This window comes from Flavobacterium flabelliforme (assembly GCF_017948675.1).
In the GTDB taxonomy this organism is placed as follows: domain Bacteria; phylum Bacteroidota; class Bacteroidia; order Flavobacteriales; family Flavobacteriaceae; genus Flavobacterium; species Flavobacterium pygoscelis.
The window spans coordinates 31,444-56,100 of record NZ_JAGFBU010000006.1 but is presented as its reverse complement, the minus strand read 5'-3'; the positions used below and the strand labels follow the sequence as shown (position 1 = coordinate 56,100).

20 protein-coding genes and 1 riboswitch are annotated in these 24,657 nt (G+C 33.8%); of the genes, 18 read left to right on the top strand and 2 right to left on the bottom strand.

Annotation, left to right across the window (positions count from 1 at the left end; genetic code table 11):
• Window positions 1–422 precede the first annotated feature (422 nt).
• Complete coding sequence (locus J3S90_RS13600) at window positions 423–1,205, bottom strand: sulfite exporter TauE/SafE family protein (RefSeq protein WP_210646654.1); 783 nt, start codon at window positions 1,203–1,205, stop codon at window positions 423–425.
• Between the two features lie 320 nt (window positions 1,206–1,525).
• Between J3S90_RS13600 and J3S90_RS13595 the strand changes: the two genes are divergently transcribed.
• From J3S90_RS13595 to J3S90_RS13535, 13 genes are all read left to right on the top strand, one after another.
• Window positions 1,526–2,227, top strand: a complete 702-nt coding sequence (locus J3S90_RS13595) for a phosphoadenylyl-sulfate reductase (RefSeq protein ID WP_210646653.1) — start codon at window positions 1,526–1,528, stop codon at window positions 2,225–2,227.
• An 81-nt stretch (window positions 2,228–2,308) separates the two neighbouring features.
• Entirely contained in the window at window positions 2,309–3,208 is a 900-nt protein-coding gene (cysD, locus tag J3S90_RS13590) for a sulfate adenylyltransferase subunit CysD (protein ID WP_210646652.1), read from the top strand.
• A gap of 164 nt (window positions 3,209–3,372) precedes the next feature.
• Complete coding sequence (locus J3S90_RS13585) at window positions 3,373–4,617, top strand: sulfate adenylyltransferase subunit 1 (protein ID WP_210646651.1); 1,245 nt, start codon at window positions 3,373–3,375, stop codon at window positions 4,615–4,617.
• Window positions 4,618–4,727: 110 nt separating this feature from the next.
• Window positions 4,728–6,821 carry a HEPN domain-containing protein gene (locus J3S90_RS13580; protein ID WP_210646650.1) on the top strand — a complete coding sequence of 698 codons (2,094 nt, stop codon included), beginning with the start codon at window positions 4,728–4,730 and terminating at the stop codon, window positions 6,819–6,821.
• Complete coding sequence (gene cobA, locus J3S90_RS13575) at window positions 6,811–7,587, top strand: uroporphyrinogen-III C-methyltransferase (protein WP_210646649.1); 777 nt, start codon at window positions 6,811–6,813, stop codon at window positions 7,585–7,587. Before J3S90_RS13580 ends, cobA begins: the two co-directional genes overlap by 11 nt.
• A gap of 62 nt (window positions 7,588–7,649) precedes the next feature.
• The gene (locus J3S90_RS13570; RefSeq protein ID WP_236023969.1) at window positions 7,650–8,231 is read left to right on the top strand and encodes a precorrin-2 dehydrogenase/sirohydrochlorin ferrochelatase family protein; all 582 of its coding nucleotides are present in this window, start codon (window positions 7,650–7,652) and stop codon (window positions 8,229–8,231) included.
• A gap of 100 nt (window positions 8,232–8,331) precedes the next feature.
• The gene (locus tag J3S90_RS13565) at window positions 8,332–9,384 is read left to right on the top strand and encodes an NAD(P)/FAD-dependent oxidoreductase (RefSeq protein WP_210646647.1); all 1,053 of its coding nucleotides are present in this window, start codon (window positions 8,332–8,334) and stop codon (window positions 9,382–9,384) included.
• Between the two features lie 92 nt (window positions 9,385–9,476).
• A riboswitch (SAM riboswitch) is annotated at window positions 9,477–9,582 on the top strand.
• 244 nt (window positions 9,583–9,826) lie between these two features.
• Window positions 9,827–10,828 (top strand): homocysteine S-methyltransferase family protein, encoded by a 1,002-nt coding sequence (locus J3S90_RS13560; RefSeq protein ID WP_210646646.1) that lies wholly within the window; start codon window positions 9,827–9,829, stop codon window positions 10,826–10,828.
• 106 nt (window positions 10,829–10,934) lie between these two features.
• Complete coding sequence (locus tag J3S90_RS13555; protein ID WP_210646645.1) at window positions 10,935–11,435, top strand: hypothetical protein; 501 nt, start codon at window positions 10,935–10,937, stop codon at window positions 11,433–11,435.
• 336 nt (window positions 11,436–11,771) lie between these two features.
• A complete protein-coding gene (gene metH / locus J3S90_RS13550; RefSeq protein ID WP_210646644.1) occupies window positions 11,772–14,453 on the top strand; it encodes a methionine synthase in 2,682 nt (893 codons plus the stop codon).
• A gap of 66 nt (window positions 14,454–14,519) precedes the next feature.
• Window positions 14,520–15,476, top strand: coding sequence for a methylenetetrahydrofolate reductase [NAD(P)H] (metF, locus tag J3S90_RS13545; protein ID WP_188051318.1), 957 nt, complete (start codon window positions 14,520–14,522; stop codon window positions 15,474–15,476).
• 213 nt (window positions 15,477–15,689) lie between these two features.
• Complete coding sequence (locus J3S90_RS13540) at window positions 15,690–16,475, top strand: polysaccharide deacetylase family protein (protein WP_210646643.1); 786 nt, start codon at window positions 15,690–15,692, stop codon at window positions 16,473–16,475.
• A 63-nt stretch (window positions 16,476–16,538) separates the two neighbouring features.
• The gene (locus J3S90_RS13535; RefSeq protein ID WP_210646642.1) at window positions 16,539–17,846 is read left to right on the top strand and encodes a TIGR00341 family protein; all 1,308 of its coding nucleotides are present in this window, start codon (window positions 16,539–16,541) and stop codon (window positions 17,844–17,846) included.
• 4 nt (window positions 17,847–17,850) lie between these two features.
• Here the strand turns inward: J3S90_RS13535 and gldA are convergent, their stop codons facing one another.
• Window positions 17,851–18,750 (bottom strand): gliding motility-associated ABC transporter ATP-binding subunit GldA, encoded by a 900-nt coding sequence (gene gldA / locus J3S90_RS13530; RefSeq protein WP_210646641.1) that lies wholly within the window; start codon window positions 18,748–18,750, stop codon window positions 17,851–17,853.
• Window positions 18,751–18,930: 180 nt separating this feature from the next.
• Here gldA and J3S90_RS13525 point away from each other — a divergent pair, with 180 nt between their 5' ends.
• The 5 genes from J3S90_RS13525 (at window position 18,931) to J3S90_RS13505 (ending at window position 24,456) form a co-directional block, all read left to right on the top strand.
• Window positions 18,931–19,854, top strand: coding sequence for a M20/M25/M40 family metallo-hydrolase (locus J3S90_RS13525; protein WP_210646640.1), 924 nt, complete (start codon window positions 18,931–18,933; stop codon window positions 19,852–19,854).
• Window positions 19,855–20,217: 363 nt separating this feature from the next.
• Entirely contained in the window at window positions 20,218–21,045 is an 828-nt protein-coding gene (locus J3S90_RS13520; RefSeq protein WP_210646639.1) for a prephenate dehydratase, read from the top strand.
• 45 nt (window positions 21,046–21,090) lie between these two features.
• Window positions 21,091–22,242: a pyridoxal phosphate-dependent aminotransferase gene (locus J3S90_RS13515; RefSeq protein WP_210646638.1), complete on the top strand. Its 1,152-nt coding sequence runs from the start codon at window positions 21,091–21,093 to the stop codon at window positions 22,240–22,242.
• 169 nt (window positions 22,243–22,411) lie between these two features.
• A complete protein-coding gene (locus tag J3S90_RS13510) occupies window positions 22,412–23,263 on the top strand; it encodes a prephenate dehydrogenase (protein ID WP_210646637.1) in 852 nt (283 codons plus the stop codon).
• Between the two features lie 110 nt (window positions 23,264–23,373).
• Window positions 23,374–24,456 carry a bifunctional 3-deoxy-7-phosphoheptulonate synthase/chorismate mutase type II gene (locus tag J3S90_RS13505; RefSeq protein ID WP_210646636.1) on the top strand — a complete coding sequence of 361 codons (1,083 nt, stop codon included), beginning with the start codon at window positions 23,374–23,376 and terminating at the stop codon, window positions 24,454–24,456.
• Window positions 24,457–24,657: the final 201 nt, after the last annotated feature.

The window sequence follows — 24,657 nt, the reverse complement described above, 5'->3', positions numbered from 1 at the left end:
CATTCGTTCCTCATCGCAACTTCGGGTCGGGCTTTCCGTTCCCGCTTTTTTTTATTAGGTCTCGTTCTACCAACGAAACCTAATAAAAAAAGAGCTCCACTGCAATCCCTCACGCAAAAAAATCACACATCGACTTAAGATTCAATTTTTTTTATAAAATAGCAGTAATGCTCAATTTTTCATTCCTACGAATGTAGAATCTTACCCAACTACACTTATAATTACAAACTCAACTTATTTATAATCAAAAATAGAGGTAAAAATTACTCCTGTAGCTAAAAAATCTCTAATCATTAACATCATCTTTAAAAGACGACGGTTATTAACACCACACACTTAATTTTCTTAAATATCTTATATGGTTTAAGAAAATAAATTACTTACTTCATAATTAAAATACCGCATCGCAATACCTAAAAATACTAGAAAATTAATTTATAACCCACTATAAATAGCATAATAGCAATAGCATTTCTAAGAAATAAATCGGGAACTTTTCCGCTCAACATGCTTCCAATATAAATTCCAGGTAAAGAACCAAGTAATAATTGCCCCAACAATCCTAAATCTAAATTTCCCATTGATGCGTGTCCTAATCCAGCTACAAGCGTTAACGGGACAGCATGCGCAATTTCGGTCCCCACTAATCTTGGAGTTGCTAAAAGTGGATACAAGAAAAATAAGGTAACCGTTCCCAATGCACCGGCTCCAATAGAAGTTAAGGTAACAGTTGCACCTAATAAAAGACCAATAGCTACAGTTAGTAGGTTTTGAGTTTTACTTTCATTATGAAATTTATTTCCAGACTTTTTCTGAGAAACTACTAACAGTTTCTTTTTGAATAAAACCGCTATCGAAGTTAATATAAGCGCCCAGCCTAAGCCATATTTTATAATAGCGTTAAGAGAAGCTACTTCTGTTTTTATACTATGCAATATCCATAAGGTTAATAAAGCTGCGGGGACACTTCCTAATGAAAGCCATCCTGTTATAGACCAATTGATATTTTTTTTCTTGTGATGTACATAAACTCCTCCCATTTTAGTAAAAGCAGCATATAATAAGTCTGTGCCAACAGCAGTTGTAGGTGGAATTCCAAACCATAATAAAATAGGTGTCATCAAAGATCCGCCTCCTACACCTGTCATCCCAACTATAAAACCTACCGTTAAACCTGCTATTACTAAACCTAATTGGAAATCCATAAAAAAAATTTTGACAAAAATAATAATTATTTATAACTATCCTATCGGCAAAGTAGGTTAATTATTTTATTTGTCAAGAAATAAACTATAATCAATTTTAAATTGCTTTTTTTATAGATATGATAAAACAGAACCGACTGATAAAGAAATCAATAATTATTGCGTTCGTAATTTATAAAATGCTTATTTACAAGGCTTAGCGATGGTTTTGAAATAAAATAAAAATTATGCAATTATTTTGTTATTTAAAAATAAATAGTACTTTTGCAATTCAATCTACTAATCCTATAGGGTAATAGATTAATTAAATAAGATTAAAAATGAGTTCAACAATTGCACAAGCATTAATAGAAAAGACAAAAAACTTCTCAATCGAAGAGACCTTAGCTTTTTTGGCTAATGAATATCAAAATAAAGTAGTTTTTTCAACTTCTTTTGGACAAGAAGACCAAGTGATTACAGCGCTCATTGCTTCAAAGGATTTACCAATTGCCATTTTTACTTTAGATACAGGTCGGCTGTTTCAAGAAACCTATGATGTTTTTCATAAAACAATTAAAAAGTATAAAATAGAAATTAAAACCCATTTCCCAGAAGCAGCATCTGTTGAAGATTTACTAAACAAAAAAGGCCCAAATAGTTTTTACGAATCTGTAGGAAATAGAAAAGAATGCTGTTTTATTCGAAAAGTAGCTCCGTTAAAGAAGGCCTTAAATGGAAATGAAATTTGGATTACAGGTTTAAGAGCAGAGCAGTCTGAGAATAGAAATGATTTACCTTTTTTTGAATATGATTCGCACTTTAATATCATCAAATTTAATCCTTTGTTAAAATGGACATTAGAAGAAGTTCAAAGTTATATAGACTTAAATAATGTACCACAAAATGCATTGCACAAACAAGGTTTTGTAAGTATTGGTTGTGCACCATGTACTAGAGCAATTTTGCCTGGCGAGGATATTAGAGCAGGAAGATGGTGGTGGGAATCCAGTCATAAAGAATGTGGTTTGCACCAAAAGTAATAAGTTAAAGTAAAAATAATAATTTCAAGTTGTGGCTTCCTTCATTTTGTGTAGAGCCAGAGATGGGATAAAAAATAAGTTATGAGCACATTATTAAAAACGAATGCTTTAGAAAGCGAAGCGATATACATTTTCAGAGAAGTTATTTCTCAATTTGACAAACCAGTTTTGCTTTTCTCTGGTGGAAAAGATTCTATTACATTAGTACGTTTGGCACAAAAAGCATTTTTTCCTGCCAAAATTCCTTTTCCATTGTTGCACGTAGACACAGGACATAATTTTCCTGAAACTATTGCTTTTAGAGATAAATTAGTTAAAGAATTAGGCTTAGAATTAATCGTTCGTAATGTGCAAGATGCTATCGATTCTGGTAAAGTACAAGAGGAATCTGGAAAATATTCAAGCAGAAATAGTTTGCAAACGACTACACTTCTTGATGCCATCGAAGAATTTAAATTTGATGCTTGTATTGGTGGCGCACGTCGAGATGAAGAAAAAGCAAGAGCTAAAGAACGTATTTTTTCGGTACGGGATGATTTTGGGCAATGGGATGAAAAAAACCAGCGTCCAGAATTATTTGATTTACTAAACGGAAAAATTGAAAACGGTCAAAATGTTCGTGTTTTCCCAATTTCAAACTGGACAGAACTAGATGTCTGGAGTTATATCGAACAAGAAAAAATTGAAATTCCATCTATTTACTTTTCACATAAACGTAAAGTTTTTATGCGAGATGGACTCATTTGGTCACATTCTCCATTTGTTTACCAAGAAGAAGACGAAGAAATCGAAGAGAGAATTGTTCGTTTTAGAACAGTTGGAGATATGAGTTGTACGGCTGCAGTAGATTCTTATGCTGTAACAATTGCTGAGGTTGTTGGCGAAATCAGAACATCAACAATATCTGAGAGAGGAGCCAGAATTGACGATAAACGTTCAGAAGCCGCGATGGAGAAAAGAAAACAACAAGGTTATTTTTAATCCCAATTCAAGCCCTTACCGAAGAAGAGGGAGTCAAAACTGATAAATTATTATTTTGAGTTTTGATATTTAAAAGGACAAAAAATAAAAAAAATATTAATTTATAAAAACATACCAGACTCGTCTCCCTCCCCTTTTGGGAAGGTCGGGTTGGGGAAAAAGATATGGAAGTTTTAAAAATAGCAACAGCAGGAAGTGTAGATGATGGGAAAAGTACTTTAATCGGGAGATTATTGTATGATACAAAATCACTAACTACAGATAAATTAGAAGCAATTGAGAAAAGCAGCAAGCAAAAAGGATATGACTATCTTGATTTTTCGTTGGCTACTGACGGATTAGTGGCCGAGAGAGAACAAGGAATTACAATTGATGTAGCGCATATTTATTTTTCGACAGCCAAGAAAAGTTACATCATTGCCGATACGCCAGGTCACGTAGAATATACTAGAAATATGGTAACGGGAGCTTCGACTTCGCAAGTTTCAATTATTTTGATAGATGCCAGAAAAGGCGTTATTGAGCAAACCTATCGTCACTTTTTCATCAATAATTTATTGCGAGTAAAAGAGGTGATTGTTGCAGTAAACAAGATGGATTTAGTTGATTATTCTGAGGAAGTATTTAATAAAATCAAAACTGATTTTCAAGAATTAAACAGGAAGAGTTCATTCAAGGAACAAAATGTGAGCTACATTCCTCTCAGTGCTATAAATGGAGGAAACGTAGCTGATCGATCAGAAAATATGCCATGGTATAAAGGGCAAACGGTTTTACAACATCTTGAAGAATTACAACCTGCTGATGTTTACGAAAAAGGGAAAGCACGTTTTCCTGTTCAAACCGTAATTAGACCTAAAACAGAGGAATACCATGATTTTAGAGGATATGCGGGTAAGTTATATGGCAACAATATCAAAGTTGGAGATTCCGTAACAGTGCTTCCTTCTTTAACAGAGTCTAAAGTAAAAAACATTCATTTTTTTGACAAACAATTTGATGAGGCTAGTGCTGGTTCTTCTATTACAATCGAATTAGAAAATGATATCAATGTCACAAGAGGAGACATGATTGTAAAATCAGATGAAATTCCAAGAATAGAAAAAGATATTACAACAACCGTTTGTTGGATGGACAGCAAAAAATTAGTTGCAGGAGCTAAATATTATGTACAGCATAATACCAATAGAGTTTTAGCAAAAATTGATAATGTAAAAAATGTAATTGCAACTGATTATTCTGGAACAACAGCAGCTTCTCAATTGTCTATTAATGAAATTGGTGAAGTCACAATTAAATTAAGCAAACCACTGTATTTTGATTCTTATAATGAAAATAAAACCAACGGTGCCTTTATCTTAATTGATGTTGCTACAAATACCACTGCTGGAGTTGGTTTTATAAAGTAGCGCCTTCAAACTCTCCGATGCGGGGAACAATATATATATATATACATTAATAATTTCCCATCAAATTTCCCCCTACTTCAGGGGGTCAGGGGGAGGAATATACTCAGGAAATGCAAAGTTTTAGAACAGAATTAGAAAATCCAATCGTACAAAAAGAAATAATTGATTTAGAAAAAAAAATTCATGCTTTTCGTGGGGGAACAATTGATGGAGAACGATTTCGCAGTCTTCGTTTAGCACGAGGAATTTACGGGCAACGTCAGCAAGGAGTCCAAATGATTCGTATTAAATTGCCTTTCGGAAAAGTAACTAGCGAACAATTAGTTCGTATTACAAAAGTTTCTGACGAATATTCTACAGGTCGTTTGCATATTACCACACGTCAAGATATTCAGATTCACTATGTGAGTTTGGATAGAACACCGGAACTTTGGGCAAATTTAGCTAAAGATGATATCACACTACGTGAAGCTTGTGGAAATACGGTTCGTAATATTACAGCAAGCGAATTAGCAGGCGTAGATGTAAACGAACCTTTTGATGTTTCGCCTTATGCTCACGGAATGTTTCAATATTTGTTGCGAAATCCTATTTGCCAAGAAATGGGACGTAAATTCAAAATTTCTTTCTCTTCTTCTGATGAGGATACTGCTCTAAGTTATTTACACGATTTAGGATTTATTCCAAAAATTGTAAATGGAGAAAGAGGATTCAAAGTGATGCTTGGTGGTGGATTAGGTTCGCAACCTATTCACGCGGAATTATTAAGCGAATTTATTCCCGCAAATGAAATAGTGCCAACGGCTGAAGGTATCATTCGTGTTTTTGATAGACATGGAGAGCGCAATAAAAGAATGAAAGCGCGTATGAAATTTCTAATCAAAGACATTGGGAAAGAAGCTTTCTTAGAATTGGTTGAAAAAGAGAAAAAAGCAATCGCTTTTGAGACATACGAAATCGACATTACGGGATTTGATGAAACTATTCCAGAACCTTTATTAAAAGTACCAGAAATTACTATTACTGATATTGTCGCTTATGAAAATTGGAAAGCATCATCTGTAATTCCGCAAAAACAAAAAGGATATGTTGCTATAGGTATCAAAGTACTTTTAGGTGATTTTTATACCGATAAAGCCAGAGTTTTAGCAGACTTGATTAAAAATTATGCAGCTAATGAATTGCGTTTTTCATTGCGTCAAAATATTGTTATTCGCAATGTAAAAGAAGAAAATCTGCCTTTCTTTTATCAAGAATTAGCTAAACTAGATATGGTTGCTTTAGGATATAATTCTACTGCTGATATCACTGCTTGCCCAGGAACTGATACTTGTAACCTCGGAATTGCCAGTAGTACCGGAATTGCGGAAGAATTGGAGAAAGTAATCGAAGCAGAATATCCACAATATAAAAACAACAAAGAGATTGAAATAAAAATTAGTGGATGTATGAACGCTTGCGGTCAACACAATATGTCAGCGATTGGTTTTCAAGGAATGTCAATCAACTCTGGTAAATTAGTTGCTCCAGCCTTGCAAGTTTTATTGGGAGGTGGAAATCTAGGAAATGGAAGTGGTCGTTTTGCTGATAAAGTTATAAAAATTCCAAGCCGTAGAGGACCTGAAGCGTTGCGATATATCTTAAATGATTTTGATGAAAATGGGAATGGAACTTCATTTGTGAATTATTATACAGAAAAAGGAGAGAAATATTTCTACGAAATATTAAAACCTTTAGCCGATATAACCAACCTTACAGAAGCTGATTTTGTTGATTGGGGAAATGCGGATAATTACGTAAAAGCTGTTGGAGTAGGAGAATGTGCTGGCGTTGTGATTGATTTAGTGGCCACTCTTTTATTGGAAGCCAAAGATAAATTGACATTTGCTCAAGAAGCCTTGGAAGAAAATAAATGGTCAGATGCTGTTTATCATGCGTATTCTGGTTTTGTAAATGGTGCCAAAGCTTTATTGCTTTCGGAAAACCAAAAAACAAATCATCAGGCCGGAATTATAGATTTATTTGATAGTGTTTTTGTACAAACAAATAAAATTTCCTTTGAAACTTCATTCAGAGATTTAGTTTTCCAAATCAATCAAAACGAACCTACTGAGGCTTTCGCTAAAAAATATATAGAACAAGCAATCCATTTTTTCGATACAATCGAAGCATTCAGAGCTAAAGACTTAGAAGATGAAAAATAGACTAAAACCTCAAGTTACTTTAGTAGGCGCTGGTCCAGGAGATCCAGATCTACTTACGATCAAAGGAGCAAAAGCTTTGGCGGAAGCCAATGTGGTTTTGTACGATGCTTTGTCAAACGACGAACTTTTGACTTATGCGCCTAAAAAAGCACTGAAAATATTTGTTGGAAAAAGAAAGGGCTGTCATGCTTATACGCAAGATGAAATTAACCAATTGATTGTTGATAATGCATTGACTTACGGTCATGTGGTTCGGTTAAAAGGTGGCGATCCATTTATTTTTGGAAGAGGAAGCGAAGAAATTGAATTCGTAGAAAGTTTTGGAATTACAACTTTTGTAATCCCCGGAATTTCCTCATCAATAGCAGTTCCCGCTTCTCAAGGAATTTCGTTGACAAAAAGAGGTGTTTCTGAGAGTTTTTGGGTAATTACGGGAACCACTTCTACCCGAAAATTATCTACCGATGTAGCTTTGGCGGCTCAATCAACAGCAACCGTAGTGATCTTAATGGGAATGAGTAAACTGGATGAAATTGTAGCTTTATTCCAAAAAGAATCTAAAGGTCAAATTCCGGTTGCAATTATTCAAAACGGAACAACTCTAGAAGAAAAGGTTGGAATTGGAACCATAGATAACATCCAAAAAGTAGTTGCCAAAAATAATTTAAGTTCCCCAGCAATTATTGTAATTGGTGAAGTAGTTAAAGAAAGTAATAAACTAAAAGGTTTTTACGAAGAGTTTGTGTCTTCTGAAATACGACTATAATGAAACAAAAAGAATCATACTCCAATAGTCACGACTCGGCTTCCATCTCCTTCGAAGAGGATTTGGGAGAGAGGAATCAGCTTTACCCCATTTTTTTAAAAGTGCATCAACTGAACGTGCTTATTGTTGGTGGCGGAAATGTAGGATTAGAGAAATTATCTTTTTTATTAAAATCCAGTCCCAATGCAATTGTCGAAGTTGTTGCTCCACGATTTTTACCAGAACTAGTCGATTTAGTACATCAACACGATTCTGTAAAATTAACCATGAAGAAATTCAAAAAAAAAATGCTCAAAAAAAGACATTTGGTTATTGCCTGTACGGATGATTTAGAGATAAATAAAAAAATTTACGACTTGTCTCGAAAAAGATTTTTGATTTGTAATATAGCTGATACGCCTGATTTATGCGATTATTATTTGGGTGGTATTGTTACAAAAGGGAACGTGAAAATTGCTATATCAACTAACGGAAAATCCCCAACTACGGCCAAAAGACTACGTGAGTTTTTTGAAGAAGTACTTCCAGATGATATTAATAAAATGGTATTGAACTTAAATGAATTTCGGAAAACTTTAAAAGGAAACTTTGAAGAAAAAGTCGAAAAAATGAATAAGATTACCGAAACGTTAAAAAATATATAAAAAGTTCTTTTAAATTTAAAGGAATGATAAAAATCATAAAAAGGAGAAACAAATATTCGTTTCTTTGTAAACTCATAAAATGACTATAAATAGTAACATAATGATTAAAACTGATATTCTTATAATAGGAGCTGGTCCAACAGGTTTATTTGCTGTTTTTGAAGCCGGTTTATTAAAATTAAAATGCCATATATTAGATGCTTTACCACAAGCAGGAGGGCAACTTTCAGAGTTGTACCCTAAAAAACCAATATACGATATCCCAGGATTTCCAGAAGTTTTAGCGGGAGATTTAGTTGATAATTTAATGGAACAAATCAAGCAATTTGAACCAGGATTTACGCTAGGAGAACGAGCAGAAACAATAGATAAGCAAGAGGACGGAACTTTTATAGTTACCTCTAATAAAGGAACACAATTTCATGCTCCTGTTATTGCAATTGCAGGCGGATTAGGAAGTTTTGAGCCAAGAAAACCTCTTATTGATGGAATTGATTTTTATGAAGACAAAGGAATCAAGTATTTTATCAAAAATCCAGAAAAATTCAGAGACAAGAAAGTTGTAATTGCTGGTGGTGGAGATTCTGCATTAGACTGGAGTATTTTCTTATCCAATATAGCTTCAGAAGTAACTTTAGTGCACAGAAGAAATGAATTTAGAGGAGCATTAGATTCTGTTGATAAAGTACAGGAGTTAAAAACAGCAGGAAAAATTAGATTAATTACTCCAGCTGAGGTTATTGGTATCAATGGCGCAGAGCGCATAGAATCAATTGTGCTCGAAGAAAATGGCGCTACAAGAACCATCGAAACAGATTATTTTATTCCTCTTTTCGGTCTTACTCCAAAATTAGGTCCTATTGGAGATTGGGGATTAGAAATAGAAAAAAATGCGATTAAAGTAAATAATGCGTTAGATTATCAAACCAATATTCCTGGTATTTTTGCCATTGGTGACGTAAATACCTATCCAGGAAAACTCAAATTAATCCTTTGTGGTTTTCATGAAGCTACTTTAATGTGTCAAGCTGCTTACCAAATCATCAATCCAGGTAAGAAATATGTACTAAAATACACTACCGTTAGCGGTGTTGACGGATTTGATGGTACTCGTAAGGAAGCGCCAAAAGCTGTGGTAAAAGCAATAGTTTAACAATTTACCAAAAAATAGTTAAAAAATATAGCGTTATTACTTGCAAGTAGTAACGCTATGTCTTTACTTTGCAGTGTTCCTATATTTATTGAAAGTTATCACGAAAGGCGGAGGGAAAGACCCAATGAAACCTTAGCAACCCTTTATTTTATAAAGAAGGTGCTACATTCTACCACAAAATATGTGGATAGATAACACACGAATACACACTTAGTATTTCCCCAACCTTTTCTTGACAACATTTTAATATCCTTTTTGAGCGGATTATTGGTGCTTTTTTTGCCAATATTCTTCCTGCTGTACGCTATATCTTTTATTCTGAACCCCAGAATAAAAGGATACCGCTTCCATCAGGGCTAAAAAGCCATTATAGTGAACTTTTGTAAATATTAATCAAAAGTAAAAAACTCCTAAAAAGAGATTTTCAAGAACTGAAACTATTATGTCAAACATTCAAACGGCAATAAAAGAGAGAATTCTTATTTTAGATGGAGCCATGGGAACCATGTTGCAACGTTATAATTTCTCCGAAGAAGATTTTCGTGGAGTGCGTTTCAAAGATTTTCCACATTCACTAAAAGGAAATAATGATTTACTGTCGCTAACCCAACCCAAATCGATTAGAGAAGTTCATGCCAAATACTTTGAAGCAGGAGCCGATATTATTGAAACCAATACTTTTTCGAGTACCACAATCGGAATGGCCGATTACCATCTCGAAGATTTGGTTTACGAAATGAATTTTCAATCTGCAAAAATTGCTCGAGAAGTAGCTGACGAATTCACGGCAAAAAATCCAGAAAAACCGCGTTTTGTAGCCGGTTCTATAGGGCCAACCAACAGAACAGCAAGCATGTCACCAGATGTAAATGATCCTGGATATAGAGCCGTAACTTTTGATGATTTGCGCGTGGCATACAAACAACAAGTAGAAGCTTTGATGGATGGCGGTTGCGATCTGTTATTAGTCGAAACTATTTTTGATACCTTAAATGCTAAAGCAGCACTTTTCGCTATCGAAGAAGTGAAAGACGAACGCAATATTGATATTCCAATCATGGTTTCTGGAACTATTACTGATGCTTCCGGAAGAACACTTTCTGGGCAAACGGTCGAAGCTTTCTTAGTTTCAGTTTCACACATTCCATTGTTAAGTGTAGGTTTTAATTGTGCCCTTGGTGCCGATTTGTTAAAGCCTTATTTAAAAACCCTTTCACACAATACTTCATTTAATGTTTCGGCGCATCCTAATGCAGGATTGCCAAATGCTTTTGGAGAATACGATGAAACACCAGAGGAAATGCAAGCGCAAATCAAAACCTATTTAGACGATAATTTAGTAAACATCATAGGCGGTTGTTGCGGAACAACCCCAGCACACATCAAACTGATTGCTGATATCGCTAAGGATTACAAACCAAGAGTTTCGACGGCGGTGATGTAAAATGTTGATATACAATTTGTTGCAGTTTTAAACTTATAAATTGAGAGTTTTGACTGTTATGATGTAAACCTTTTTTTATTTAGAAAAGAATTAAAAATTAGAAGCTATGTTAAAAAAATTCAATCCATTATTTGTACTTTTTAGTTTGATGTTTTTTTTAAGTTGTAAACAAGAAATCAAAGTTGATAGTGGTCGAGAATTGATTATTCAAAATATAAATGTTTTGTTAGATTCTGTTGAGCGTTTTGATACGAGTAAAATGCCTACTCCAGAAGAGTTTGAAAACGTTAAAATTGAGCAGATAAAAATAGGGTTAATTGATTCTGTTTTAGTTCAAAATATAAAAGATTACAATTCAAGTTTCATTATTAATAGAAATGATTTAGTTAATTTCAAATCAAACTATAAAATAGAGATAGTAAAGCTTAATAATGATGATGTCAATTTTTTGTTTGTGAGTTTTTTAAATTTCAAAGTTGACAAGTACAAAGCGACTATCGATGTTAAAAAAGTGATTGGAATAGCTATGACCAAGGACAGATATTATTTTACAAAAGAAAATGGACATTGGGTGTTTGTCAGAAAAAAAAATATTGGAATAGGATAAATCATTTGCGAGTGCGCGAGTCTCGCTCGTGTCCACAAGGAGAATAAACGTGCTCAAGAAATAAAAGCATCAAGTGAGTCTTTCCGAGGAACGATGGAATGGTATCGCCAGAGCAACAAATAGAATTGCTTTGTGCCTCGCAACTCCTCTCAATGACAGAGTACAAAACCGCGTGAGGGATAGCAGTGAAAAGCCCACAGTGAAGTGCAGCGATAGCGCAACTAAGCGAGGACTTGAAACGATAGCCCGACCCTTTTTGGGTCACGCCCAAAACATGAAAAATAAAGATTAAATCTATTTCATTTTGAAAATGATTTAGAATTAAAAATAAATAAAATGGCAGAAAAAGAAACAAGAAAAAACCTTGTATTATCAGGATTAGAGCCTTTAACAATAACTCCAGAGAGTTTGTTTATCAATGTTGGAGAACGAACAAACGTTACAGGTTCTAGAAAATTCCTTCGATTAATCAAGGAAGAAAAATACGAAGAAGCACTTAGTATTGCCAAAGAGCAAGTAGAAGGTGGCGCCCAAATCATCGATATTAATATGGATGAAGGGATGCTTGATGGTGTTTATGCAATGACAAAATTCCTGAATTTAATCGCTGCCGAGCCTGATATTTCGCGTGTGCCAATCATGATTGATAGCTCGAAATGGGAAATTATAGAAGCGGGATTGAAAGTAGTTCAAGGAAAAAGTGTCGTGAATTCTATTTCTTTGAAGGAAGGTGAAGAAGCTTTTGTTCATCATGCTAAATTAATTAAGCGCTATGGAGCCGCAGTAATTGTGATGGCTTTTGATGAGGTAGGGCAAGCTGATAATTACGAGCGAAGAATAGAAATTTGTCAGCGTTCGTATGATATTTTGGTAAATAAAGTGGGTTTTCCAGCTCAAGACATCATCTTTGATTTAAATATATTTCCAGTAGCAACAGGAATGGACGAGCATCGCCTAAACGCTTTGGATTTTTTTAGAGGAACAAAATGGGTTCGCGAAAACTTGCCGCATGCCCATATTAGTGGCGGAGTGAGCAATGTTTCGTTTTCGTTTAGAGGAAATGATACGGTTCGAGAAGCAATGCATTCGGTGTTTTTATATCATGCCATTCAAAACGGAATGACGATGGGGATTGTAAACCCAGAAATGCTTTCTATTTACGATGAAATTCCAAAAGATTTATTGGAGCATGTAGAAGATGTTATTTTAAATAGACGTGATGATGCAACAGAACGCTTATTGGATTTTGCCGAAAATGTAAAAGGCGATGTAAAAGGAAATGAGAAAGCAATTCAAGAATGGCGTTCGGGAACCGTACAAGAAAGAATTACACATTCTCTTGTAAAAGGTGTCGATCAATATATTGAAGAAGATGTTGAGGAAGCGCGATTAGCAGCCGCAAAGCCAATTGAAGTGATCGAAATTAATTTAATGACAGGAATGAATGTCGTGGGTGATTTGTTTGGATCAGGAAAAATGTTTTTGCCACAAGTGGTAAAATCAGCTCGTGTAATGAAAAAAGCGGTTGCTTATTTATTGCCCTTTATTGAAGCCAGTAAACAAGCGGGAGACAAGCAAGGAAATGGAAAAATATTGATGGCTACTGTAAAAGGAGACGTTCACGATATCGGAAAAAATATTGTTTCGGTGGTTTTAGCCTGTAATAATTATGAAATCGTCGATTTAGGTGTAATGGTTGCGCCAGAGAAAATTATTGCAGCTGCGATAGAGCATAACGTAGATATTATTGGTCTTAGCGGATTGATTACCCCTTCGCTTGACGAAATGGTTTATCTGGCTAAAGAATTAGATAAACAAGACATCAAAATCCCGATTATGATTGGTGGAGCGACTACTTCCAGAGCGCACACAGCTGTAAAAATTGCTCCACAATACCGGCAAACCGTAGTTCATGTCAACGATGCTTCTAGAGCGGTAACAGTTGCGGGAAGTTTGCTAAATAGTGATAAAAAAATATATATGGCTTCGATTCGCGAAGAATACGATGCTTTTAGAGAGACTTTCTTGAGCCGATCTCGCGATAAAAACTTCTTAACAATAGAACAGGCAAGAAAAAATAAATTGCAATTGGATTGGGCAAATTACAAACCAGTGAAACCCAATTTTATTGGTGTAAAAGTTATTGAAGTCGATATAGATGTTTTGGTTCCTTACATTGACTGGACACCTTTTTTTAGAACTTGGGAATTGCACGGAAAGTATCCAGACATTCTTACCGATGAGGTAGTGGGAGAACAAGCAACTGCTGTTTTTGCGGATGCCAAAGCGATGTTAGAAGTCATTTTAAAAGAAAAGAAACTAACAGCCAAAGGAATTTACGGTATTTTTCCAGCCAACCAAGTCAATGATGATGATATTGAATTGAGTGATGAAAACGGAAAAGTACTAGAGAAATTCTTGACTTTGCGCCAGCAATCTCAAAAAACAAAAGGCGCTCCAAATATAGCTTTATCTGATTTTATTGCGCCTAAAGATAGTGGTATAACAGATTATATGGGCTGTTTCTGTGTAACAACGGGTTTTGGTGTCGATGAATGGGCAGAAGAATTTGTAAAAGATTTAGATGATTATAATGCGATCATGGTTAAAGCAATGGCAGATCGTTTGGCTGAAGCTTTTGCAGAATACCTTCATGAAAAAGTACGTAAAGAAATTTGGGGATACTCGGCTGATGAAGCTTTGACAACCGAAGATATGATTGCGGAAACTTACAAAGGAATTCGTCCCGCACCAGGTTATCCTGCTTGTCCAGACCATTTAGAAAAACCTACTATATGGAAATTGTTAAATGTTGAGGATGAAATAGGAGTGGTTTTAACCGAGAGTATGGCGATGTGGCCTGCTTCTGCTGTTTCAGGATATTATTTTGGAAATCCAGAAAGCAAGTATTTTGGACTCGGAAAAATAAAGGAAGATCAAGTGATTGATTATGCTAAACGAAGAAGTATTCCAACGGAAGTAGCCATGAAATGGTTAAACCCCAATATAGCAGACTAAAAAAATAGTCATAAAGTCCAAAGGATATGACTTTAGACTTTAGACATTCAAACTTTAAGACTTAAAATGAAAGTAACACAACATATAGAAGGCGCAAAAGGAGAGACATTATTTTCTTTTGAAATTATTCCGCCTCAAAAAGGCAAAAGTATTCAAGATTTGTATGACAATATAGATCCTTTAATGGAGTTTAAGCCACCGTTTATTGATGTAACTACTTCTCGTGAAGAATTTATTTATGTTAAAAAAGACAACGGCTTATTGGATAAAAAATTAACTAGAATGCGCCCTGGAACCTTAGGGATTTGTGCCTCAATAAAACATAAATACGATGTAGATACAATTCCTCATGTACTTTGTGGTGGTTTTACAAAAGAGGAAACAGAGTATTTGCTAGTAGATTGCCATTATTTGGGAATCAATAATGTAATGGCGCTTCGTGGTGATGCCATGAAAGAGGAGCAGTCTTTTAAAGCGCAATATGGTGGGAATAATTACGCTGTTGATCTAGTAAAACAAATTGATCAATTGAATCAAGGTAAATATCTTCATGATGTAATGCATACGGATAATAAGTCTGATTTTTGTATTGGCGTTGCTGGTTATCCTGAAAAACATTTAGAATCGCCCTCTTTACTTTCTGATTTAAAACGATTGAAAGAAAAAGTAGATGCAGGTGCAGATTATGTAGTGACACAAATGTTTTTTGATAATGCTAAATATTTTCAATTTGTTGCCAAAGCAAGAGAAATGGGAATTATGGTTCCAATAATACCGGGGATTAAACCACTTGCAGTACAACGACATTTACAAATATTACCCCAAATTTTTCGTATCGATTTACCGGAGGATTTAATTCAAGCAGTAGAGGAATGTAAAGATAATGCAGGGATTAGACAAGTTGGAATTGAGTGGGCAATTCAACAATCATTGGAGTTAAAAGCTGCTGGGGTTCCTGTTCTGCATTATTATTCTATGGGAAAATCAGAGAACATTAGGCAAATAGCAAGTCAGGTATTTTAATGTTGAGGAATTTATTTACTTTCAAAAATAATTCTCACTATTTTTTTTATCAAAAAATATTAAAAAAAGTAATTGGCTTTCGTGTTGATTTGTATCTTTCCCGTAGAAATAAATATTTTGTCTTTAATAAGAACAGTTGTTCAAATTATACGTACAAGTGTAGTATTCTACTTCGATATTTCTTTTGCTTCAATTACTGATAAATATTAAATAATGAAATTAAAAATTGGCGTTCTATTAATGAGTATTGTTTTTTTATTTTCTTGTAGTAAAAGTGAAGATAATGTTGCTTCGCCAATTGAAAAAAAACTACAAGCTGGTGTTGCAATTACTTTTGATGATAATTATGTTGATGAATGGTATAACGCCGATAAATTATTGGAAAGATACAATTGGAAAGCTACTTTTTTTATATCTCAATTCAACACGCTTCCCGTTTCTCAATTAAATAAATTGAAAATTTTAAAAAGTAAAGGAAACGAAATTGGAGGACATGGTTGGATGCACGTTAAAGCGGCACCTTATCAAACCAAGAATGGTGACATACAGTACTTAAATAAAGAAATTTTTCCAATGATGCAATCGATGAATGAAAATGCAATGCCCATTCACTCTTTTGCTTATCCTTATGGATCTAGAGATGCAAAAACAGATACTCTTTTGCTTAAAGAATTTAATATTATCAGAGCAACTACTTATGGTAAAGTAGCACCTAATCAGCAAAAATGTTATTTTAATTATAACAGAGTTTTGTATGGATTAGGAATTGATAATAGCTATCCACAATATAGTATTCCCTATTTTCTATCTTTGTTAGAGTATGCAAAAAAAAATAATAGAGTGGTGATCTTTTATGCACATAAGCCAGTTTATAAGTCGGATGCGCAATACGAAACCGAATACAAAACTTTGATAGCAATATGTAGATACATCAAGTCAAATGACATGAAATTTTACACGATATCTGATCTCTATTCCAAAGAAAGAAATAAAAAATAAATTGCGTAGTGTAATCAAAAATAAATATGTAATTTCATCTTTTACGGTAGCAAACACACATTTATGAAAGACATTATTCATAAAATTATAAATTTTATTAACCTGCATTCTGGTGAAGAAGACCGGTTAAAAGTATTAGAAAATGTAAAAGCCAATATTTCTTTTAGAGGATCTAATTTTTGGATTTTAGCCTGTGCAATTGTGGTAGCGTCAGTTGGGTTAAATGTAAATTCTACGGCGGTAGTAATTGGTGCGATGCTAATTTCTCCTTTAATGGGTCCAATAGTTGGGGCTGGATTTGGTTTAGGAATTTATGATTTTAATCTTTTGAAAAAAGCATTAAAAAACCTTCTTATTGCAACAATTGTTGGATTGGTAGTCTCTACTATTTATTTTTATTTAAGTCCTTTTAAGGAAACACAATCTGAATTATTATCCAGAACTTCACCTAATATTTATGATATTTTCATTGCCTTTTTTGGAGGATTAGTTGGAGTTATAGCCATAACTAGAGTCGAAAAAGGAAATCCTATTCCGGGTGTTGCTATTGCAACAGCATTGATGCCTCCTTTGTGTACTGCAGGTTACGGATTAGCAATAGGCAATATGGGTTTCTTTTTTGGTGCTATTTACCTGTACATTATAAATTGTGTTTTTATATGTATTGCAACTTTTTTGATTGTTAAATACCTGAAATACCCGTCGGTGAAACAAATTGATGAAGGTCGCGAAAAAAAGGTGCGATACGCTATGACTTCATTAATTTTGGTGATGATTATTCCTAGCGTTTATTTTGCTTACATCTTAATTCAAGAAAAAAAGTACAATCAAAAAATTGAACTTTTTATAACAGATGAATTTACCAATAAAGGATATACTATTCTTTATAAAAAAATAAAAACTAATGTGATTCCCAAAAAAATCGAACTTGTTTTTCTTGCCAAAAAAACAACGAATGAAGAATTACAAATCCTGAATAAAAGATTGAAAAATTACGGTATTGAAAATACAGAATTAAAAATAAGACAAGATACAACTGACATCAAAAAGTATATTTCCAACCAAATTAACTTGGAGAAATCAATTTTAAACAAAAAGGATTTAACTATTTTGCAATTAGAAAAACAAATTAAGAAAAACACTTATAATAATGCTGTAGTATTAGCCGAAGCTAAAATCATTTTTCCAGAAATTGAAAATCTTGCAATCTCAAATCATACCTATGACGAAAACACAGAAAAGTCTAAAGTAGTTCCAGTAATGATTTACAAGAGTAAAAGTGAGCTTTCAAAAAGTTCAAAACAAAAACTAATTTTGTGGTTGGAACAACGACTTTCAAGAGAGAAAGTTGAAATCTACAGACAGCAATAAGAAGTTATTTTTTAGTTATTTCTCTAAATACAGCTTCTAGGTTTTTATTTTTTTGATTCAGTTGAAGCGTTTTTAATCCATTGGCAGTAGCAAAATCAAAAACTACTGAACGCATGTCTTTTTCGGCAAGGAAAGTTAATTCCCAAATCATGTCATGCGTATTTTTATAGGAAGTAAGATTCTCAATTTTAGAGATCGCTTGTTCTTCTATTTTATAGTCAAATTCAACTTCAATTACTTGCTCTTTATCAGCAGAAATAAGTTTGTCTAATTTTTTATCTGCAACAATTTTACCATTATTTATAATGATAACGCGGTCGCAAATAGCTTCTACTTCTTGCATAATATGAGTAGAAAGGAAAACAGTTTTGTTTTTCCCCGCATTCTTTATCACATTTCTAATTTCGATTAATTGATTTGGGTCTAAACCAGTCGTTGGTTCATCCAAAATCAAAACATCTGGATTGTGCAATAAAGCGTTTGCAAGTCCTACACGTTGACGATAACCTTTAGAGAGTTGCCCAATTTTTTTATGACTTTCCGTAGCTAATCCGGTAAGTAAAATTACCTCTTCAATTCGGGATTTAGCCACTTTATAAACAGCAGCATTAAAAGCCAGATATTCTCTCACATAAAGATCTAAGTAAAGCGGATTGTGTTCTGGCAAATAACCAATAGAAAGCTGTACTGCTTTTTGATCCGTGTTTACATCATGTCCATTTACCATCGCAGAACCTTGATCTGCATTGATGTAAGTAGTTAATATTTTCATTAAAGTAGATTTACCAGCTCCGTTTGGACCTAAAAAACCAACGATTTCACCTTTATTTACAGAAAAGGAGATGTTGTCTAAGGCGCATTGTGCACCATAACTTTTGGATATATTATTTACTTCTATTGACATGACATATTATTTGTTGCAAAAGTAATCAGAAAAAGATGGATTTGTTGTTTCTTTGAATGTCAAATAAGTAATTTTAAAAAAAATTAGTTATTTATTATTAAAAAGAGCGTTTTAAGACTGAAGTATGGTTTTCGATAGCACTTTTTAAAACGTATAATCAAATAAATAAGCAGTATCATTATGAAAAACAAAATTATTTTAGTCTTCCTTTTTCTTGGATTTTTAGTTCAAGCTCAGAAAAAAGTAGTAATTGATAAGAAAGAAGTAATCCGAATTGAGACGGAGCTCGCATCTGATAAAATGGAAGGAAGAGCCACATTCTCAGCAGGTATTGAACTGGCTTCTGCTTTTATTGAAAACGAATTCAAGAAAATTAACCTTTCTTACTATGATAATTTGACCAATTACCGTCAAGAATTTGATGTTAAAGGGAAACCGGCAAACAATGTAATCGGAGTTTTACCTGGAAAATCTAAACCAGAAGAATTTGTTATCTTTTCTGCACATTATGACCATTTAGGAATGGAAAAAGAAGGTGAAGACAAGATTTATAATGGCGCAAATGATGATGCATCTGGAACGACAGCTGTAATTGCATTGGCAAAATATTTTAAAGATTTAGGTCAAAATGAACGTACGATTATTTTTGTTGCCTTTACAGGAGAGGAAATGGGCGGTTTTGGATCAAAATTCTTCTCTGCTAAGATGGATCCAGCAAAAGTAGTGGCAATGTTTAATATCGAAATGATTGGTACCGAAAGCAAGTGGGGTAAAAACTCAGCTTACATTACTGGTTTTGAAAAAACAGATTTCGGAACTATTTTGCAAAATAATTTAAAAGGTACAAGTTTTAATTTCTATCAAGATCCATATCCTACAGAGCAACTTTTTTATCGTTCAGATAATGCAAGATTGGCCGCACAAGGTGTTCCTGCACATACCATTTCAACTTCTAAAATGGACGTAGAAGCCAATTATCATAAATTGAGTGATGAAGTAGCAACATTAGATTTAGATAATATGACCAAAATTATTGAGGCAATTGCTATTAGTTCTCAGAGTATTATAACGGGCAAAGACACACCAACACGAGTAAAAAAATAATAACTATTTGTTTTAAAACTTACTTGATTTAAAAACCGAGTTATTTATAAATCATTTAATTCGCTTTTTTTTAATGATTGTATAATTTTGGACTAACTTTACAGCTAATTCTTTTTTTGTTCTAAAAAAGAGCGCTTTTTTTTTGGTGCCCCCAAAATTATTTATACATTCGCAAAGAGTTTAATACAAAACCACACAACACAATGTTCAATAACCGATTTTATTTTAGCAATTCTTTTTATTTCTGGAAACAGGAGAGGGATTGTTGTATGGTTATTTAATTAAAAATTAAATTGATAATTATAAAATATACAATCCCGATGTGAATCGGGATTTTTTTTTGCCTAAATTTTAAAAAATAAGATGAATAATAAAATTGCAATACAAGGAATAAAAGGCTCTTTTCACCATCAAGTGGCGCAAGAATACTTTCAGGATAACGTACTAGTGGATGAGTGTTTGTCTTTTGAGGAATTGGTAAGTAGTTTACTTTTAGGCAATTCTGAACAAGCGGTTATGGCCATCGAAAATTCTATTGCAGGACCTATTATTCCAAATTATGCATTAATAGATAAAAATAATTTACACATAATAGGAGAGCATTACCTAAATATAAATCAAAATTTAATGGCTTTAAAAGGTCAAAAAATCGAAGATATTACTGAAGTACATTCTCATCCTATGGCTATTTTGCAATGTATGGATTTCTTAAAAAAATATCCAAATATAAAATTAGTAGAAGATAAAGATACCGCTGAAACGGCTCGAAGAATTCAGCAAAAACAACTAAAAGGCATTGCGGCAATTGCAAGTGAAACGGCAGCAGAGATGTATGAATTAGAAATATTAGCACATAAAATTCAGACGATAAAAAATAACATGACTCGTTTTGTTATTTTAAAGAAGGAAAATTCTTTTGTTCCAGAAAACGAGATTAAAAGAGCCTCTTTAAAATTTGAATTGGATCACAAACGAGGAAGTTTAGCGGCAGTTTTAAATGTAATGAGCGATTGCAAAATGAATTTAACTAAGATTCAATCGCTACCAAAAATCGAAACACCTTGGAAATATTCCTTTTTTGTAGATATCACTTTTGATAAATATGAAGATTATGCCAAAGCAAAATCGCTATTAATTATTATGGCGGAATATTTTAAAGTTTTAGGAGAATATAAAAACACAAAAGAATAAGTTCGAAAAGAAATTAAGAAGAGAGAAAGATTTTAAAATGAAATCATGATTAAAACAGCGAAACGTTTAGACACAATTGAAGAGTACTATTTTTCCTCAAAATTGAGAGAAGTTAGGCAATTGGCTTCAGAGGGGAAACCAATTATTAATATGGGAATTGGAAGCCCTGATTTACTGCCGTCAAAAGCAGTAGTTGATGCTATGATTGCAGCAATGCAGGAAGATGCTGCACATCAATATCAAAGTTATCAAGGCTTGCCAGAATTGCGTCAGGGAATGGCTGATTTTTATAAAAATAATTATAATGTCACTTTGAATCCAAATACAGAAATTTTGCCTTTGATGGGTTCTAAAGAAGGGATTATGCATATTTCATTGGCTTTCTTGAATGAAGGAGACCATGTTTTGATTCCGAATCCGGGATATCCAACGTACACTTCGGTGACCAATTTAGTAGGAGCGGTTCCTGTTTATTATGATCTAAAAGAAAACACGAATTGGGAGCCTGATTTTGAAGATTTAGAAAAATTAGACCTATCGAAAGTAAAACTCATGTGGATTGGTTATCCACACATGCCAACAGGAGCGAGAGGAAATTTGGAATTGTTTGAAAAGTTAGTAGTTTTTGCCAAAAAGCATCAAATAGTACTAGTAAATGACAATCCGTATAGTTTTGTTTTGAATGACAATCCGATGAGTTTGTTGCAGGTTAAAGGGGCAAAAGAGGTGGCTATAGAACTAAACTCTTTGAGTAAAACTTTTAATATGGCAGGTTGGAGAGTCGGAATGGTTTTAGGAAATGCCGCATGTATTGATGCTATTTTGAAAGTAAAAAGTAATATGGACAGCGGAATGTTTTTTGGAATTCAAAAAGGAGCCATTGAAGCTTTGAAAAGTGATGCTTGTTGGTTTGAAGAAATGAATGCGATTTATAAAAAAAGAAGAATTCTTACGGAACAATTGGCTGAGAAACTAGGATGCAAAGTATATAAGGAAGGAGTTGGATTATTTGTTTGGGCAAAATTACCACAAGGAATAACTTCAGCAGAGAAGTTCATTGACCAAATCTTATATGAAAAATCGATATTCATCACACCAGGAACTATTTTTGGTAGTAATGGCGAAGGATATATTCGGTTTTCATTGTGTGTGAAAGAGGATAAAGTACAGGAAGCAATAGAAAGATTCACACTGTAGAGACGCGATGAATCGCGTCTCAAACGGAATAAAGATAGATTATTGAAAGGAAGAATGTTGTGATTGAAAAAAGTTATCCTAGCCCTGATAGAAGCGGCATCCTTTTTTTGGCTTTTCGGCCAAAAAAAGATACAGCGGATAGCAGGATTGGCTTCAAAAAAAACAAAAAATGAAAGTATACGTAATAGGAATAGGACTGATAGGCGGTTCGATGGCATTAGGCATCAAAGCGTTGCAACCGAATTCCACGATTTTTGGTATTGATGCTAATGAAAAGCATTTACAAGAAGCAATTGATTTAGGCGTTGTAGATTTGGCTGGAAAAATAGAAGATTTAGCATCGGCAGATTTTGTAATTGTGTCTGTTCCCGTAGATGTGGCGATGGTAGTTTTGCCAACTGTATTAGACGCAATTGGAGATGATACAATAGTTTTTGAAGTTGGTTCGACTAAAATGCCTATTTGTGAAGCAGTTGCCAATCATCCAAAAAGAAGAAATTTTATTGCTACACATCCTATAGCAGGAACTGAATTTTCTGGACCATCAGCCGCCATACACGGTTTGTTTGAAGGGAAAACTAATATTATTTGTGAGGTAGAGAAAACAGCTTTTAAACTTCAGGAAAAGGCACTGGAATTATTTAGAGATTTGGGAATGAGAATTCGTTATATGGAACCCAAATCGCATGATAAACACATTGCTTACGTTTCGCATTTATCGCATATTAGTTCGTTTATGCTTGGAAAGACAGTAATTAATAAAGAAAAACACGAGCAGGATATATTTGACATGGCGGGTTCTGGTTTTGAAAGTACTGTTAGATTAGCTAAAAGTTCACCAGCCATGTGGACACCAATTTTTAAACAAAACAGAAAGCAAGTTATAAAAACGCTAGAAGAATATATTTCTAATTTGACTCAGTTTAAAGATTTACTGATAAACGAAGATTATAACGCCATTTTTGAGGAAATGGAAAGTGTGAATAGAATAAAAGAAATTTTGAACGGAATGAAAAAGTAGTCAGTCATAGTCTGAAGTTAAAAACAAAACATAATAAAATAATTAACAACAATCCTATTTTGGCTCCTTCCGCTTCGGGGAGGGTTAGGGTGGGGATAAATTTAGAAAATATGGAAAATAATAAAGAAATGAGAACGTGGTTAAATGATTTTAATTTAACACATCCTCTAGTAATAGCAGGTCCTTGTAGTGCGGAAACAGAAGAGCAAGTGTTGAAAATTGCACATGAACTGAAGAACTCAGATGTAAGTATTTTTAGAGCTGGAATCTGGAAACCAAGAACGCGTCCAGGAGGATTTGAAGGTGTTGGAGAAATTGGATTGAAATGGTTAGTAAAAGCTAAGAAAGAAACGGGTTTGCTGATGGGAACTGAGGTGGCTACTGCTGCTCACTGTAAATTAGCTTTAGAATATGATATCGATGTTTTATGGGTTGGTGCTCGTACGACTGCCAATCCGTTTGCTGTTCAGGAAATTGCTGATACATTAGCGGGAACTGATAAAATTGTTTTGATAAAAAATCCAGTCAATCCTGATATGGCTTTGTGGTTGGGTGGTGTAGAACGTTTGCATGCTGCTGGAATCAAAAAATTAGGAGTAATTCACAGAGGTTTTTCTACTTACGAAAAAACAAAATACAGAAACATTCCAGAATGGCAAATTGCTATTGACTTGCAAAATAAATTTCCAGATTTACCTTTAATCATTGATCCATCACATATTACTGGGAACAGAGAAATGATTCTTGAAGTAACACAGGAAGCGCTAAATTTAAATTATGATGGTATGATTATCGAAACACATACGGATCCAGATAATGCTTGGAGTGATGCTGCGCAGCAAGTAACACCTGATGCTTTGAAACAAATTTTCAAGGATTTGAGAGTAAGAAAACAAGATGATGAATCAGATGAATACACTCAGAAAATGAAAAAGCTAAGAGCGAATATTGATGTTTTAGATACTAATTTACTAGACTTATTAGGAAAGCGTATGAAAGTAGCTGACGAAATTGGACAGGTGAAAAAAGACGCTAATGTTGCGGTACTTCAAAATACACGTTGGAATGAAATCCTTGGGAAAATGATCCTTGAAGGAGAAAAAAGAGGTTTGACAGAAGAGTTTGTACTTAGAATGTTCAAAGCAATTCACCAGGAAAGTATTGGTCACCAAGAAAAAATAGTAAACGTTTAAAAAAATAAGAGTTTTAGGTTAACGATTTTTACTTTTGTGAGCCGATAAAATGGAACTTAAAGAAAAATCCCAGGATTATACATTTTGGGATTTTTTATTTAGATATTGTTTTAAAATCATAAGTCTAAAATCCTTACTCCTCAATCTTAAATTATTTACCTTTGCAAATCGATAGATTTTAAATTAGAAATCAGCAATCGT

Bases quoted from the DNA above. Each gene is read 5' to 3' on its own strand.
- J3S90_RS13535 (WP_210646642.1), top strand. From the start codon at position 16,539: ATGAAAGACATTATTCATAAAATTATAAATTTTATTAACCTGCATTCT.
- J3S90_RS13585 (WP_210646651.1), top strand. From the start codon at position 3,373: ATGGAAGTTTTAAAAATAGCAACAGCAGGAAGTGTAGATGATGGGAAA.
- gldA (WP_210646641.1), bottom strand. From the start codon at position 18,750: ATGTCAATAGAAGTAAATAATATATCCAAAAGTTATGGTGCACAATGC.
- J3S90_RS13560 (WP_210646646.1), top strand. From the start codon at position 9,827: ATGTCAAACATTCAAACGGCAATAAAAGAGAGAATTCTTATTTTAGAT.
- metH (WP_210646644.1), top strand. From the start codon at position 11,772: ATGGCAGAAAAAGAAACAAGAAAAAACCTTGTATTATCAGGATTAGAG.
- J3S90_RS13520 (WP_210646639.1), top strand. From the start codon at position 20,218: ATGAATAATAAAATTGCAATACAAGGAATAAAAGGCTCTTTTCACCAT.
- cysD (WP_210646652.1), top strand. From the start codon at position 2,309: ATGAGCACATTATTAAAAACGAATGCTTTAGAAAGCGAAGCGATATAC.
- J3S90_RS13595 (WP_210646653.1), top strand. From the start codon at position 1,526: ATGAGTTCAACAATTGCACAAGCATTAATAGAAAAGACAAAAAACTTC.
- J3S90_RS13555 (WP_210646645.1), top strand. From the start codon at position 10,935: ATGTTAAAAAAATTCAATCCATTATTTGTACTTTTTAGTTTGATGTTT.
- J3S90_RS13580 (WP_210646650.1), top strand. From the start codon at position 4,728: ATGCAAAGTTTTAGAACAGAATTAGAAAATCCAATCGTACAAAAAGAA.
- J3S90_RS13525 (WP_210646640.1), top strand. From the start codon at position 18,931: ATGAAAAACAAAATTATTTTAGTCTTCCTTTTTCTTGGATTTTTAGTT.
- J3S90_RS13505 (WP_210646636.1), top strand. From the start codon at position 23,374: ATGGAAAATAATAAAGAAATGAGAACGTGGTTAAATGATTTTAATTTA.
- J3S90_RS13565 (WP_210646647.1), top strand. From the start codon at position 8,332: ATGATTAAAACTGATATTCTTATAATAGGAGCTGGTCCAACAGGTTTA.
- J3S90_RS13515 (WP_210646638.1), top strand. From the start codon at position 21,091: ATGATTAAAACAGCGAAACGTTTAGACACAATTGAAGAGTACTATTTT.
- metF (WP_188051318.1), top strand. From the start codon at position 14,520: ATGAAAGTAACACAACATATAGAAGGCGCAAAAGGAGAGACATTATTT.
- J3S90_RS13540 (WP_210646643.1), top strand. From the start codon at position 15,690: ATGAAATTAAAAATTGGCGTTCTATTAATGAGTATTGTTTTTTTATTT.
- J3S90_RS13510 (WP_210646637.1), top strand. From the start codon at position 22,412: ATGAAAGTATACGTAATAGGAATAGGACTGATAGGCGGTTCGATGGCA.
- J3S90_RS13600 (WP_210646654.1), bottom strand. From the start codon at position 1,205: ATGGATTTCCAATTAGGTTTAGTAATAGCAGGTTTAACGGTAGGTTTT.
- cobA (WP_210646649.1), top strand. From the start codon at position 6,811: ATGAAAAATAGACTAAAACCTCAAGTTACTTTAGTAGGCGCTGGTCCA.